This is a genomic window from Klebsiella sp. G-Nf4, from assembly GCF_002810615.1.
Classification (GTDB): Bacteria; Pseudomonadota; Gammaproteobacteria; order Enterobacterales; family Enterobacteriaceae; genus Klebsiella; species Klebsiella variicola.
Window position 1 is genome coordinate 240,977 of the sequence record NZ_PION01000005.1, and the last position, 15,121, is coordinate 256,097.

The 15,121-nt window shown below is 56.6% G+C and carries 13 protein-coding genes; 7 read left to right on the forward strand and 6 right to left on the reverse strand.

All coding sequences use genetic code 11. The features are described from left to right. Nucleotides 1–20 precede the first annotated feature (20 nt). Both aat and infA read left to right on the forward strand, forming a co-directional pair. Nucleotides 21–725 (forward strand): leucyl/phenylalanyl-tRNA--protein transferase, encoded by a 705-nt coding sequence (aat, locus tag CWM57_RS12895; RefSeq protein ID WP_074386429.1) that lies wholly within the window; start codon nt 21–23, stop codon nt 723–725. 351 nt (nt 726–1,076) lie between these two features. After that, nucleotides 1,077–1,295 (forward strand): translation initiation factor IF-1, encoded by a 219-nt coding sequence (gene infA / locus CWM57_RS12900; RefSeq protein ID WP_001040187.1) that lies wholly within the window; start codon nt 1,077–1,079, stop codon nt 1,293–1,295. A 118-nt stretch (nt 1,296–1,413) separates the two neighbouring features. On the opposite strand, the gene clpA is transcribed toward infA, so the two are convergent. Beyond that, nucleotides 1,414–3,693: an ATP-dependent Clp protease ATP-binding subunit ClpA gene (gene clpA, locus CWM57_RS12905; RefSeq protein WP_061155196.1), complete on the reverse strand. Its 2,280-nt coding sequence runs from the start codon at nt 3,691–3,693 to the stop codon at nt 1,414–1,416. 30 nt (nt 3,694–3,723) lie between these two features. Further along, a complete protein-coding gene (gene clpS, locus CWM57_RS12910) occupies nt 3,724–4,041 on the reverse strand; it encodes an ATP-dependent Clp protease adapter ClpS (RefSeq protein WP_002896520.1) in 318 nt (105 codons plus the stop codon). 325 nt (nt 4,042–4,366) lie between these two features. On the opposite strand from clpS, the gene cspD reads away from it, so the two are divergent. Continuing rightward, complete coding sequence (gene cspD, locus CWM57_RS12915) at nt 4,367–4,588, forward strand: cold shock-like protein CspD (RefSeq protein WP_002896516.1); 222 nt, start codon at nt 4,367–4,369, stop codon at nt 4,586–4,588. Nucleotides 4,589–4,663: 75 nt separating this feature from the next. Here cspD and macB read toward each other — a convergent pair whose 3' ends face one another. From macB to CWM57_RS12930, 3 genes are all read right to left on the reverse strand, one after another. Then, complete coding sequence (gene macB / locus CWM57_RS12920; protein ID WP_061155197.1) at nt 4,664–6,604, reverse strand: macrolide ABC transporter ATP-binding protein/permease MacB; 1,941 nt, start codon at nt 6,602–6,604, stop codon at nt 4,664–4,666. Then, nucleotides 6,601–7,716, reverse strand: a complete 1,116-nt coding sequence (macA, locus tag CWM57_RS12925) for a macrolide transporter subunit MacA (RefSeq protein ID WP_061155198.1) — start codon at nt 7,714–7,716, stop codon at nt 6,601–6,603. Before macA ends, macB begins: the two co-directional genes overlap by 4 nt. Before the next feature lie 137 nt (nt 7,717–7,853). Further along, on the reverse strand, nt 7,854–9,512 hold the full coding sequence (locus tag CWM57_RS12930; RefSeq protein WP_074386431.1) for an ATP-dependent endonuclease: 1,659 nt from the start codon (nt 9,510–9,512) through the stop codon (nt 7,854–7,856). Between the two features lie 419 nt (nt 9,513–9,931). Between CWM57_RS12930 and aqpZ the strand changes: the two genes are divergently transcribed. The 4 genes from aqpZ to hcr all read left to right on the forward strand — a co-directional run bounded on the left by aqpZ (nt 9,932) and on the right by hcr (nt 14,417). Then, nucleotides 9,932–10,627: an aquaporin Z gene (aqpZ, locus tag CWM57_RS12935; protein ID WP_002896434.1), complete on the forward strand. Its 696-nt coding sequence runs from the start codon at nt 9,932–9,934 to the stop codon at nt 10,625–10,627. Nucleotides 10,628–10,742: 115 nt separating this feature from the next. Next, nucleotides 10,743–11,642 (forward strand): lysine exporter LysO family protein, encoded by a 900-nt coding sequence (locus CWM57_RS12940; RefSeq protein WP_048329829.1) that lies wholly within the window; start codon nt 10,743–10,745, stop codon nt 11,640–11,642. Nucleotides 11,643–11,785: 143 nt separating this feature from the next. Further along, nucleotides 11,786–13,438 (forward strand): hydroxylamine reductase, encoded by a 1,653-nt coding sequence (gene hcp, locus CWM57_RS12945; RefSeq protein WP_074386613.1) that lies wholly within the window; start codon nt 11,786–11,788, stop codon nt 13,436–13,438. A gap of 10 nt (nt 13,439–13,448) precedes the next feature. Continuing rightward, nucleotides 13,449–14,417, forward strand: a complete 969-nt coding sequence (gene hcr, locus CWM57_RS12950; protein WP_074386432.1) for an NADH oxidoreductase — start codon at nt 13,449–13,451, stop codon at nt 14,415–14,417. 207 nt (nt 14,418–14,624) lie between these two features. Here the strand turns inward: hcr and CWM57_RS12960 are convergent, their stop codons facing one another. Next, entirely contained in the window at nt 14,625–15,059 is a 435-nt protein-coding gene (locus CWM57_RS12960) for a DoxX family protein (RefSeq protein ID WP_074386433.1), read from the reverse strand. Nucleotides 15,060–15,121: the final 62 nt, after the last annotated feature.

Genomic DNA, 15,121 nt, shown 5'->3' on the forward strand with positions numbered 1-15,121 from the left:
TGATGCGTATTGAGGTTAAAATGCGTCTGGTTCAGCTCTCCCGGCATTCTATCGCCTTCCCTTCCCCGGAAGGCGCCCTGCGTGAACCTAACGGCCTGCTGGCGCTTGGCGGCGATCTAAGCCCGGCGCGTCTGCTGATGGCCTATCAGCGCGGTATTTTCCCCTGGTTTTCTCCTGGCGACCCGATCCTCTGGTGGTCGCCCGATCCCCGGGCGGTGCTCTGGCCGGAACAGTTTCATCTCAGCCGCAGTATGAAGCGTTTTCATCAGCGTTCGCCTTATCGCGTCACGCTGAATCATGCCTTTGGCGAGGTCATTGAAGGCTGCGCCAGCGAACGTGACGAAGGGACCTGGATAACCAGCAGTATCGTTCGCGCCTATCACCAGCTACATGAGCTGGGTCATGCCCACTCCATTGAAGTCTGGCAGGGGAATACTCTGGTAGGGGGAATGTACGGCGTGGCGCAAGGGGCGCTGTTTTGCGGTGAATCGATGTTCAGCCGGGCAGAAAATGCCTCCAAAACCGCGCTGCTGGTATTCTGTCAGGCTTTTGCGCAGAGTGGTGGTAAATTAATCGACTGCCAGGTACTGAACAATCATACCGCCTCATTAGGCGCGATGGATATTCCCCGCCGCGATTATCTTGACTACCTGTCAGTATTACGCGGCTACCGCCTGCCCGAGCGATTTTGGGTGCCGCGGGTGCTATTTCCAGGCGCGCAATAAAAATGTTTTCAGCACATTTTGCGTCAGGATGGTATAATTGCGCGGTAGAGTAGCTTCTGCCTGTTGCCCCGCCGCCGTTTGGGAATAATAAGAGTCAGATAACGCCCATCGTTCTGTCACTCCCCTTTACGTTTGCGCCTGTCACGCGGCATAGCCGTGTGTGTTCCGGGCAATGCGCCAAAACTACTTCGGCGATTCATACCCGTCATATATCTGTTGCCGGTGTGCTGACTGTGCGCTTTCCGGCAAGGTGAATTATTCAGGGTAGATACGTAAAACTTTACTTACATGATGAACTTCGGCATTATCTTGCCGGTTCAAAACTACGGTAGTGATACCCCAGAGGACTAGATGGCCAAAGAAGACAATATTGAAATGCAGGGCACCGTACTTGAAACGTTGCCTAACACTATGTTCCGCGTAGAACTGGAAAACGGTCACGTGGTAACTGCGCATATTTCCGGTAAAATGCGTAAAAACTACATCCGCATTCTGACGGGCGACAAAGTGACTGTTGAGCTGACCCCGTACGACCTGAGCAAAGGCCGCATTGTCTTCCGTAGTCGCTGATTGTTTTCGCCCCTAAGGCGTCAGATGCTGAAGGCCGGGATAATTCCCGGTCTTTTCATTTCTGCCACCGGCAAAAAAAAACCGGCCCAGGGCCGGTTTTTACGTTGAAGACATCGCGTTAGTGGGCGGCTTCCGGTTTGTGCTTTTGCGCGCTCTGGAAATCGTAGATCAACGCATTCTTCGCGCTGTCCAGAGACACCGTCACCTGGCCACCATCGACCAGCGAGCCGAACAGCAGCTCGTTCGCCAGCGGCTTTTTCAGGTTGTCCTGAATGACGCGTCCCATTGGACGTGCGCCCATCGCCCGGTCGTAGCCTTTCTCCGCCAGCCAGTCGCGCGCTTCCTGACTGACTTCCAGGGAGACGCCTTTCTGGTCCAGCTGGACCTGCAGCTCAACGATAAACTTGTCGACAACCTGATGGATCACCGTGGTAGAGAGATGATCGAACCAGATAATGTTGTCGAGGCGGTTGCGAAACTCCGGCGTAAAGATCTTCTTGATCTCATCCATTGCATCCGGACTGTTGTCCTGCTGAATAAGGCCAATCGATTTACGCTCAGTTTCCCGCACCCCGGCGTTCGTGGTCATCACCAGCACCACGTTGCGGAAGTCCGCTTTACGCCCGTTGTTATCAGTCAGCGTACCGTTATCCATCACCTGCAGCAGCAGGTTGAACACATCCGGATGCGCTTTTTCGATCTCATCAAGCAGCAGCACCGCGTGCGGATGTTTAATCACCGCATCGGTCAGCAGCCCACCCTGATCGAAGCCAACGTAACCCGGAGGCGCCCCGATTAAGCGGCTGACGGTATGACGTTCCATATATTCGGACATGTCAAAACGCAGCAGCTCAATACCCAGCGCCTTCGCCAGCTGCACGGTCACTTCGGTTTTCCCGACCCCGGTAGGCCCGGCGAACAGGAATGACCCAACCGGCTTGTGCTCATGGCCCAGCCCGGCGCGCGCCATTTTGATGGCTTCGGTCAGCGCCTCAATGGCTTTATCCTGACCAAAGACCAGCATTTTCAGACGGTCGCCAAGGTTTTTCAGCGTATCGCGATCGCTCTGGGAGACACTCTTCTCAGGGATCCGCGCAATACGCGCCACCACTGACTCGATATCCGCCACATTGACCGTTTTCTTACGCTTGCTGACCGGCATTAAGCGCGCCCGCGCGCCCGCTTCGTCAATGACGTCAATCGCCTTATCCGGCAGATGACGATCGTTAATGTATTTTACCGCCAGCTCAACCGCCGCACGCACCGCTTTGGCGGTATAACGCACGTCATGGTGCGCTTCGTACTTCGGCTTCAGGCCATTAATAATCTGCACCGTCTCTTCCACCGACGGCTCGGTGATATCAATTTTCTGGAAACGACGGGCCAGCGCACGATCTTTCTCAAAGATGTTGCTGAACTCCTGGTAGGTGGTGGAGCCGATCACCCGGATCTTGCCGCTGGAAAGCAGCGGTTTGATCAGGTTAGCCGCATCGACCTGGCCGCCAGAAGCCGCCCCCGCACCGATAATGGTGTGGATTTCATCAATAAACAGGATGCTGTTGGTATCCTGCTCCAGCTGTTTGAGCAACGCTTTGAAGCGTTTTTCAAAATCGCCACGATATTTGGTCCCTGCCAGCAAAGAGCCAATGTCGAGCGAGTAGATGGTGCAGTCGGCCATCACTTCCGGCACATCGCCCTGCACAATGCGCCAGGCAAGGCCTTCGGCGATCGCGGTTTTACCGACGCCGGATTCCCCCACCAGCAGTGGGTTATTTTTACGGCGACGGCACAGAACCTGAATCGCGCGCTCCAGCTCTTTTTCACGGCCGATCAAGGGATCAATGCCGCCGACGCGAGCAAGCTGATTGAGGTTGGTGGTGAAGTTTTCCATACGTTCCTCCCCGCCGGCTTGCTCTTCATTGCCAGGCTGGCTTCCGCTGTTATCGGAAGACTGGCTCGGCTCGTCTTTGCGTGTACCATGAGAAATGAAGTTCACCACATCGAGTCGGCTGACTTCATGTTTACGCAGCAGGTAAGCGGCCTGCGACTCCTGCTCGCTGAAAATGGCCACCAGCACGTTGGCGCCGGTCACTTCGCTGCGGCCAGAAGATTGCACGTGGAAGACGGCGCGCTGCAGCACACGCTGGAAGCTCAGCGTCGGCTGGGTGTCGCGCTCTTCTTCCGTGGCTGGCAGGACGGGTGTGGTTTGTTCGATGAAGGCTTCAAGTTCCTGACGCAATGCCACCAGGTCCACTGAACACGCTTCCAGGGCCTCACGGGCCGAGGGGTTGCTTAGCAGAGCCAGCAGCAAGTGCTCGACGGTCATAAACTCATGACGGTGCTCGCGCGCTCTGGCGAAAGCCATATTTAAACTGAGTTCCAGTTCTTGATTGAGCATAGGCACCTCCCCCAATTTTCATGCCTGTATTCAGGCTTTTTCCAGCGTACACAGCAATGGATGCTCGTTCTCCCTCGCGTACTGATTCACCATAGCGACTTTGGTCTCCGCAACTTCCGCGGTAAACACGCCACAAATCGCCTTACCTTCATAGTGAACCGTGAGCATCAGTTGCGTTGCACGTTCAACATCATAAGAAAAGAATTTTTGTAACACGTCAATAACAAACTCCATTGGAGTGTAGTCATCATTGACCAATATCACTTTATACATAGATGGCGGTTTAATCGCATCACGAACTTCGTCGTCAACCAGGTGCTCGAAGTCCAGCCAATCTCTCTTACTCATCGTCAGTGTTCATCATCGGTTGCTGTTGCCAACAGGCGGAGGCCTGTCGATGACCAGAGGTTATGCTCATCACAAATCTACAACAGATCATAGATAACTATCATCTATCGCTTCTATCCGCGACGGCTGTCACATTCCCCGGCAATAGCGTTAACTGCTTCAAATTTTGACGCATTTTTCGCCTTTCCCCCTCCTCAATCGCTTGACGCGTTTTCGTATTTCTCTAAATTGTAGTGGCGAGAGTTGGCGAGCAATTGAACAACTCGTCACTCCACCACCGGTTCATTCCATCTTACTTATAAAGATTTACGAAGGATGTCGAAGTATGGAAATGGGTACTGTTAAGTGGTTCAACAATGCCAAAGGGTTCGGTTTTATCTGCCCTGAGGGCGGCGGCGAAGACATTTTCGCCCATTACTCCACCATCCAGATGGATGGTTACAGAACGCTAAAAGCCGGACAAGCCGTTCGGTTTGATGTTCACCAGGGGCCAAAAGGCAACCACGCCAGCGTGATCGTCCCTGTGGAAGCGGAAACGGCTGCATAACTCTTTTGCTTCATTGTGTACATCCTGCTAATAAAATGCCAGTCCTTCTGACTGGCATTTTTATTTCTATTCTTTCTACTCGCGTGCCAGCGCATCCACCGGATCGAGCCGTGCCGCGTTGCGCGCAGGCAGCCAACCAAACAGCACCCCGGTCAACGTCGAACAGAGAAAAGCCGTCACCAGCGCCAGCGGGGAAAAACCGATCTCCCAGCCGGGCAGAAACAGCTGCAGAATAAACGCGATCATCAGCGACAACGTGACCCCCAGCGCACCACCGACCAGGCAAACCAGCACCGCTTCGATGAGAAACTGCTGCAGTACATCGCTGGCCCGCGCGCCAACCGCCATGCGGATGCCGATTTCCCGCGTCCGTTCGGTCACCGACACCAGCATGATATTCATTACGCCAATACCGCCAACCACCAGGGCGATCACCGCTACCAATGTCAGGAACAGCTGTAAGGTATGTGTGGTCCTTTCTGCGGTTTTCAAGATGCTGTCCATATTCCAGGTGAATACATCTTTTTTTCCATGCCGCAGCTCCAGCAGCCGCAGCAGCTGTTTCTCTGCGGTTTCACTGTCATAACCTTCATGAACGCGTACCGTAATGGAGTTCAGCCACGACTGGCCCATCACTCTTCCTGCCATGGTGGTGTAAGGCAACCAGACGCGGAGAATTTTACTGCTGCCAAACATTGACTGTTTTTCATCCGCGACGCCGATCACCGTGGCCGGCATATTACCCACCAGAATCACCTCGCCCACCACTTTCGCTTTATTGGGAAACAGCTGGCGACGGGTATTGCTGTCGAGCACCACCACCTGCGCCCGACTATTGAGCTGCAGTTCATTAAAGGTATTGCCTTCGCTGAAGGTCATGCCGTAAACATTAAAGTACTGCGGCCCGACCCCTTCCGCGCTGGCGGCAACGTCAATATTGTTGGCGCGCAGGCGCAGGCTTTTCGATACCGCCGGCGTGGCGGAACGCACCCATGGCTGTTTCTGGATCGCCAGCAAATCGTCATATTTCAGCGCCTGCTGATAACGCGGGTCGTCATCGCCAAAATCCTTTCCGGGATAGACATCGATGGTATTGGTGCCGATGGCGCGAATATCCGCCAGCACCATCTGCTTGGCGGCATCACCGACCACCACGATTGATACCACCGACGCAATACCGATAATAATGCCGAGCATGGTCAGCAGGGTGCGCATTTTATTCGCCGCCATCGCTCGCCACGCCATCACCAGCGCTTCGCGAAAGCCACTGGTAAACTGACGCCACGCCGAGGGTTCCGCCTGCTGACGGGCGCGCAGCCCACCGCCCTGGCGGCTGCCGGGTGGATTGCGGACGATCTCGCCATCGCGGATCTCGATGATCCGCTCCGCCTGGGCTGCGACCTGCGGATCGTGGGTGACAATGATGACCGTATGGCCCTGAGCTTTGAGCTGATGCAGGATCGCCATCACCTCTTCGCCAGAATGGCTGTCCAGCGCACCGGTCGGTTCATCCGCCAGAATCACTTCCCCACCGTTCATCAGCGCACGGGCGATACTCACCCGCTGCTGCTGGCCGCCGGACAGTTGCGACGGCTGATAGTCAGCCCGATCGCCCAGCCCCAGACGCACCAGCAGATCATGGGCGCGCGCCAGGCGTGCCCGCCGCTCACTGCCGGCATACACCGCGGGCACTTCAACGTTCTGCGCGGCGGTAAGATGCGACAGCAAGTGGTAGCGTTGAAAGATAAAACCAAAGTGTTCCCGCCGCAGCCGGGCCAGCGCATCGCCATTCAGCTGCGCGATATCGGTTCCCGCCACCCGGTAGGTGCCGCTGGTCGGTTTGTCGAGACAGCCGAGAATATTCATCAGCGTCGATTTACCCGAGCCGGAGGCACCCACGATCGCCACCATCTCCCCCGCATTGATGCTGAGGGTGATCCCCTTCAGTACCTCAACGCTGCCGTCGCCGGAAGGGTAGCTGCGACGAATATCACGCAGCTCAAGCAGCGCCGTCATTTTGCCGCCCCGCTCGCGCTCTCGCCGACGATCACTTCATCTCCCTCATCCAGCCCCTGCACCACCGCGACGTCGGTATCGTTGCGGGCGCCAATGGCAACCTCACGCTCTTTTACCTCGCCGGTGCGCAACAGCCGGACGTGATAGCGGTTATCACCCACCGCGTCACCCAGGGCGCTCAGCGGGATGGTAATCACGTTTTTCACCTCGGCCAGTTGGATATGCACCTGCGCGGTCATGTCGAGACGCAGGATCCCCTGCGGATTCGGCACCTCGAAGCGGGCATAGTAGAAGATGGCGTCATTGACTTTTTCCGGCGTCGGCAGAATGTCTTTCAGCGTGCCTTCATAGCGAGTCAGCGGATCCCCCAGCACAGTAAACCACGCCTTTTGCCCCGGTCTGAGGTGGATGACATCCGCTTCAGAGACCTGCGCTTTGACCAGCATGGTGCTGAGATCCGCCAGCGTCAGAATGTTCGGCGCCTGCTGGGCGGCGATCACCGTCTGTCCCTGCAGGGTGGTAATTTGCGTCACTTCGCCAGCCATCGGCGCCAGGATCCGCGTGTAGTCGAGGTTGGTCTTCGCCGTGTCGAGCGTCGCCTGGTTACGCTTGATTTGCGCTTCAATGGTACCGATTTGCGCTTGTTTCACCGCCAGGTCGGTGGCTGCGGTATCAAGGTCCTGTCGCGAGACCAGCTGGCGCTGCGCCAGCTGCTGCTGACGGGCCAGAGTCACCTGCGCCAGTTTGCTCTCCGCGCGCGCCTGATTGAGCTGGGCACGCAGTTCCATCAGCGTCGCTTCAACCTCTTTAATTTGGTTTTGCGCCTGCTCCGGATCGATAACCCCCAGCAACTGGTCCTTTTTGACCTTATCGCCGATGTTGACGTGCAGCGTTTTCAACTGCCCGCTGACCTGGGCGCCGACGTCAACTTTCCGCAGGGCATCCAGCTTACCGGTGGCCAGCACGCTCTGCTGGAGGTCACCTTTGCGCACCACCAGCGTCTGGTAGTGCGGCAGCGGCGCATTCAGGATCCGCCATCCCCAGACGGCCAGACCCAGCACTACGATCGCTAACAACCACCAGATTGTCCTGCGTTTTCCCTTCACTTTCATCATCCGATTCCTGCTGTTTCCCTGCCGCTCCAGACGGTGATTCTATCCAAACCCGTCGGCAACAGAACACCCATTTTTAACGTCGCTTACGTTTTGTTTAGCTACCGGAGAGCTTTACGCCAGCCCTACGCCGCAGGTTAATCTGCGCGACCACGAGCCAGCCACAGTACCCGCGAGAACATTTTCTTCAGCAGCGTCGGCACCGCGTCCACCCCGCGTCGGCCAGCCTCCATCGCCACTTCAATCGCCAGGTCGGGCTTGGATGAACGATGGATGGCCTTGGTGATCACCCGCCGCATGTTCATGGGGACATTATCCGGGATCTGCGCCACCCGGTGATAAACGTCATCAAATCCCTGACGATACATAAAGTGTTCCATATCCATCGCTGGCAGGCTCGTCAGATGGTCGCGCTCCAGCTCGCGATCGTTATTCAGCAGACCGAGCACGGTGGCGGCATATTTTTTCCCTGCCTCATCGCCATCCACCAGTACGTGCCACTGGATCCCCATCCGGCGGGCAAATTTGATCAGGGGTTTAAGGCCAGACTGGGCAAATTCGATCACCTTCACCCCCTCGGCATCAAAATGATGACCACACTGCCGGGCCAGTTCGTTGATAACCCAGGTCTCCGTCTCCCCCTCCACCAGCAGCCAACAGCGGGCGAAGAGCGATGAGGCGCGGTTGAAGCGAATATGAAAGGCGATACGCCGGCTATCTTCGGCATTCATTCCGCCGGGCCCCAGCCGCCACGCCGACACTCTTGCCGATTCACGTACCAGCCGGCAGACCTGCTCCACCGGGGTCAGGGACAGCAACTCTCCGGAATTGGTGGTGGTCACGCGCTGCAGCGGCAGTAAATTCAGCAGATGCCAGGCGACGGAGAGCATAATCGGATGCAGACGCGTCTCCGGATCTTCAATCAGCAACAGCGGCCGCGCATCGCGATCGAGGCGCACCGTCCCTTTCGCCTGCAGCAGGGTGGAAAACAGCCCCAGCAGGATCACCCGATGGCTGCGCCCGCCGGGTTTGTCGATCATCCGGTTGATAATATCCAGGTAACGCCAGCTGCGCTGCTCATCATGGGAGCGCCGCCGCATCAGACGATGCCGCGTCTGGGCGCTGCTTTGCTCGGCAAAGTAATGCTCCAGCAGCTGCACCATGGCCGACAACCCCTCGCGGATCTGACCGTCCGATAAATTTTGCGGATGACTGACCAGTTCCCGGGAGAGAAAATCCAGCTGGCGGGCGGTGATCTCTATCTGCGGCGAATGCGGTACCGTTCCGTTATGGATGCGCCGCATAAAGCGCGCGTCGCGCAGGCGCAGCACCGGCATCAGACGCACCAGGTGTCTGGCCAGATCATCAATATCCTCAACCGCCAGCGCTTCGCCTTCACCATCGATAAAGCTCCGCAGGGTCATCACAGTGTCGTCATCGGCGAGCTCGCCTTCCAGGCGGTAGAACACCCGATGATAACCATCGTCACAAGGTACCCAGCAGCGCTGAAGCGGACGAAAACGCCGGACCCGATGGCGGCCCGGTTCGCTTTCGCGGAAGGTCAGGATAATATGCAAATGGTGCTCGCGCCCCTGGATGTCACCCGGGGGAAACCAGAAGTCATCACGGACAAAGTGATAAAGATCGAACTCAGGGGACAAAAGCAGGGTTAGTGCATCAAGCAGACTAGACTTCCCCCACGCGTTCTCCCCGATCAGGACGTTATTTTGCTCCAGCATCAACGACAAACGATTGATACCGCGAAAACCGACGATTTCTACGCGCTCAAGAAGCATATCCCCTCCGCTAAACCACCACTCTCCTTCAGTAATCAACAGTATAGCGAGGGCAGCGGCAAGATGACACTCTGCTTAATCGCATCGGCGCATCATATTCAGCAGATTAAATATATTCATAAAATTACTCACTTATCACCTATTAACGGCTGTTGATTATTCATCAAACAAAATAGTTTTATTTCAGGCGTTATGTTCTACACTATTGATAATCTTCCACGGATAAAGGAAAGGCTAAACTGGCAAAAGGAATCCACTCACCTTGCCCTAAATCAAATAACATCAATATATTTAACTGGCTCTGGGATGGCGGTTATCTCTAGAATAACGCCGCTTTATTTTTATCGTCATCCCTTATCACGATAAATAAAGACCGGCACGGTCCGCTCGTGCGCGTATACATTTTAATTGAGGTGGTTATGTTCAGAAAATTAGCAGCCGAATGCTTCGGCACCTTCTGGCTTGTATTTGGTGGCTGCGGTAGCGCCGTGCTTGCCGCAGCATTCCCTGAGCTCGGCATTGGTTTTGCCGGCGTCGCGTTGGCATTTGGCTTAACAGTATTAACCATGGCGTTTGCGGTTGGCCATATTTCCGGGGGGCATTTCAACCCGGCAGTGACCTTGGGTCTGTGGGCCGGCGGCCGTTTCCCGGCGAAAGAGGTCATTGGCTATATTATCGCTCAGGTGGTCGGCGGCATTATTGCCGCGGCGGTGCTGTACGTGGTGGCCAGCGGTAAAGCCGGCTTTGATGCCGCCGCCAGCGGCTTTGCCTCCAATGGCTATGGCGAACACTCCCCGGGCGGTTTCTCCATGCTGTCGGCTATCGTCATTGAAATTGTCCTGACCTGCGGCTTCCTGCTGGTAATCCATGGCGCGACCGATAAACACGCACCGGCGGGCTTTGCGCCGATCGCTATCGGCCTGGCGCTGACCCTCATCCATTTGATCAGCATTCCGGTCACCAACACCTCGGTCAACCCGGCGCGCAGCACCGCGGTAGCGATTTTCCAGGGCGGCTGGGCGCTGCAGCAGTTGTGGCTGTTCTGGGTCATGCCGATCGTCGGCGGGATCCTCGGCGGCGTGCTGTATCGCACCCTGCTGGAAAAACGCGATTAATCCTTTGTAAAGCCCGGGTTTCCGGGCTTTTTCTTTCTGGTGACAGCTTTACTCGGCCCGGTGATTTGGGTAGTGTCATGGGCGCTATTCTCATTATGCAAGGGCTGCATCGTTCATGTTCTCGGGACTCTTCATCATTCTGTTGCCGCTGGTTGTCGGCTATCTGGTGCCACTTCGTCAACCCTCCGCGCTAAAACTGATTAACCGGATGCTCAGCTGGATTGTCTATGTCATCCTTTTTTTTATGGGGATCAGCCTGGCGTTCCTCGACAATCTGGCCAGCAACCTGCTGGCCATATTGCATTACGCCGCGGTGAGCGTGGTCATCATTTTACTGTGTAATATTGCCGCCCTGCTGTGGCTGGAAAGTAAAATGCCATGGCGCAGCCAGCATCGGCAGGAGAAATTACCCTCGCGCCTGGCCATGGCCCTGGAATCGCTGCAGCTGTGCGGCGTGGTCGTGCTCGGTTTTCTGCTCGGCCTGACCGGCCTGTCTTTTTTACAGCACGCGACCGAAGCCAGCGAATATACGCTGATCTTTCTCCTGTTCCTCGTCGGTATTCAATTACGCAATAATGGAATGAGTCTGCGACAAATAGTCCTTAACCGTCGGGGAATGATCGTCGCCGTGGTGGTTATGGCCAGTTCATTACTCGGCGGGATACTTAACGCCTTTATTCTCGGTCTGCCGTTAAAGACCGGTCTGGCGATGGCGAGCGGTTTCGGCTGGTACTCGCTCTCCGGTATTTTACTCACCGAATCCTTTGGCCCGGTGATCGGCAGCGCGGCGTTCTTTAACGATCTGTGTCGCGAGCTGCTGGCTATTATGTTAATTCCAGGCCTTGTTCGCCGCAGCCGCTCCACAGCGCTGGGGCTGTGCGGCGCCACCTCGATGGACTTCACCTTACCGGTGCTCCAGCGTTCCGGCGGAGTCGAGATCGTCCCTGCCGCCATCGTGCACGGTTTTCTGCTTAGCCTGCTGGTCCCGATCCTGATCGCCTTTTTTACCGCCTGAGTACGCGCTGGCGGCAACCTTCCTGCCGCCAAATTTGCGCTAAATCAATCTCCCTTTAAGTTGTATCAGAAATGCCTTTTCACCTTGTGCCATGCGGCATAACCTTAAACATGTATATTAAATATAACTTTAAAGGTGTGACCATGTTTTGTGTGCAATGTGAACAAACCATTCGTACCCCAGCCGGCAACGGCTGCTCTTACGCGCAGGGGATGTGCGGTAAAACAGCGGAAACCTCCGATCTGCAGGATCTGCTGATTGCATCACTGCAAGGCCTGTCCGCCTGGGCGCTCAAGGCCCGCGAATATGGCATTATCGATCATGAGGTCGACAGCTTTGCCCCCCGCGCCTTCTTCTCCACCCTGACCAACGTCAACTTCGATTCTCCGCGTATCGTCGGCTATGCCCGTCAGGCTATTGCCCTGCGTGAGGCGCTGAAAGCACAGTGCCTGAATCTCGACGCCAGCGCCGCGGTTGATAATCCGGTAGCCGATCTACACCTGGTCAGCGACGATCTGGGTGACCTGCAGCGTCAGGCGGCAGACTATGCCCCAAATAAAGATAAAGCCGCCATCGGCGAGAATATCCTCGGCCTGCGCCTGCTGTGCCTGTACGGTCTGAAAGGCGCGGCGGCCTATATGGAGCACGCCCATGTACTCGGCCAGTACGACAACGCGATTTATGCCCAGTACCATAAAATCATGGCATGGCTGGGAACCTGGCCTGAGGATATGAACGCGCTGCTTGAATGTTCGATGGAGATCGGCCAGATGAACTTCCAGGTGATGAGCATCCTTGACGCCGGTGAAACCACCAAATACGGCCACCCGACGCCGACTCAGGTCAACGTTAAAGCCACCGAAGGGAAGTGCATCCTGATCTCCGGCCACGACCTGAAAGATCTCTACAACCTGCTGGAGCAGACGGAGGGCACCGGCGTCAACGTCTATACCCACGGCGAAATGCTGCCGGCACACGGCTATCCGGAGCTGCGTAAATTCAAACATCTGATCGGCAACTACGGCAGCGGCTGGCAAAACCAGCAGGTGGAATTCGCCCGCTTCCCGGGCCCTATCGTGATGACCTCTAACTGCATCATCGACCCCACCGTCGGCGCCTACGACGACCGCATCTGGACCCGCAGCATCGTCGGCTGGCCGGGCGTGAATCATCTGGAAGGTGAAGACTTCTCCCCGGTTATCACCCAGGCGCAGCAGATGGCGGGCTTCCCGTATAGCGAAATCCCGCATCTGATCACCGTCGGCTTTGGCCGTCAGACGCTGCTTGGCGCAGCGGATACGCTAATCGATCTGGTCAGCCGTGAAAAACTGCGCCACATCTTCCTCGTCGGCGGCTGCGATGGCGCCCGCGGTGAACGTAACTACTTCACTGATTTCGCCACCAGCGTGCCGGACGACTGCCTGATCCTGACGCTGGCCTGCGGTAAATATCGCTTCAACAAGCTGGACTTCGGTGATATCGAAGGCCTGCCACGTCTGGTCGACGCCGGTCAGTGCAACGATGCCTACTCGGCAATTATTCTCGCGGTTACGCTGGCGGAAAAACTGGGCTGCGGCGTTAACGATCTACCGCTGTCGCTGGTGCTCTCCTGGTTTGAACAAAAAGCGATCGTCATTCTGCTGACGCTACTGTCGCTGGGGGTGAAAAACATCGTCACCGGCCCGACGGCGCCTGGCTTCTTCACTCCGGATCTGCTGGCGGTCCTCAATGAGAAGTTTGGTCTGCGTTCGGTGACCACCGTAGAACAAGATATGCAGCAGCTGCTGAGCGCATAAGGAGTCCCTGATGACCATGCCAACCTCCCAGTGCCCGTGGCGGATGCAGGTTCACCACATTCACCAGGAAACCCCGGACGTGTGGACCCTTTCGCTGCTGTGCCACGATTACTATCCGTACCGCGCCGGCCAGTACGCCCTGGTCAGCGTGCATAACTCGGCGGAAACACTGCGCGCCTATACCCTTTCCTCCACGCCGGGGGTCAGCGAGTACATTACGCTGACCGTTCGCCGTATTGACGAGGGCGCGGGTTCGCAATGGTTGACCCGCGAAGTCAAACGCGGCGATTACCTTTGGCTGTCCGATGCGATGGGCGAGTTTACCTGCGACGATAAAGCAGAAGATAAATTCCTGCTGCTGGCCGCCGGCTGCGGCGTAACGCCAATAATGTCGATGCGCCGCTGGCTGGCGAAGTATCGACCGCAGGCCGACGTGCAGGTGATCTATAACGTGCGTTCGCCGGAGGATGTGATCTTTGCCGAGGAGTGGCGCCAGTATCCAGTCACCCTGGTGGCGGAGCATCATGCCACTCATGGCTTTGTCGCCGGCCGTCTGACCCGGGAGCTGCTGCAGAGCGTGCCGGATTTAGCCAGCCGCACCGTGATGACCTGCGGCCCGGCGCCTTATATGGAGAAGGTCGAGCAGGATGTTGCCGCTCTGGGCGTCACCCGCTTCTTTAAGGAGAAGTTCTTCACCCCAGTGGCGGAGGCCGCGACCAGTGGCCTGAAATTTACCAAACTGCAGCCAGCGCGCGAGTTTTACGCGCCGGTGGGCACCACACTGCTTGATGCGCTTGAGAGTAATAAGGTGCCGGTGACCGTCGCCTGCCGCGCCGGCGTCTGCGGTTGCTGTAAAACGAAAGTGGTTTCCGGGAAGTACAGCGTCACCAGCACCATGACGCTCACTGACGCCGAAATCGCCGACGGCTATGTGCTGGCCTGCTCCTGCCATCCGCAGAGCGATCTGGTGCTGGCCTGAGGTCAAAATCCCCGGTGGCGCTACCGCTTACCGGGGCTACAGCGCTGTGCGATTGGATAGCCCGGAGAAGGCGCAATGCGCCGCCTCCGGGAAAATCCCTGGCGACAATAAACGCTCAGGCGACATGAGATAAACGCTTTCTCGGACTGAAAAAGTTGCAAACCGACAACAGTATCGACTTTACGCCCCAGGACGAATGAGGCATTTTTACCGCCAGGCCGACTGACCGGCCAGCGAATAACGCCCCGCGCCGAGTAGCGCAATAGCCAGCGCGCCAACAAAGAAATAGACCAGGTTCTCGATCGCCCACGCCCCCACCGCATCAAGCGCAAACGTCTTGCCGAGACCGACCATCAGCCACGCCACCACCATGGTGAACGCCAGCACCAGCGCCGCCGGACGGGTCAGGACGCCGAGAATTAACAAGCAAGGAGCGACCACTTCCCCCACCAGCACACCGTAGGCGATAAACCCCGGCAACCCCTTCGCCACCAGCATGCCGCTGATCCCGCCCACGCCGTCCAGCAGCTTGTGCAGACCGTGAAACAGCATTAACCCGCCGACGGCGAGTCGTAACAAGAGTTTACCGGCGTCTTCATGCGACAGCGTTTTATTTACTGCGTTTAACATTCCCTTAACCATATGATGTGCTTCCTGTTTTACACCCTGTGTGGTCCCAGAGTATGCACAATTTTTCAGCAATA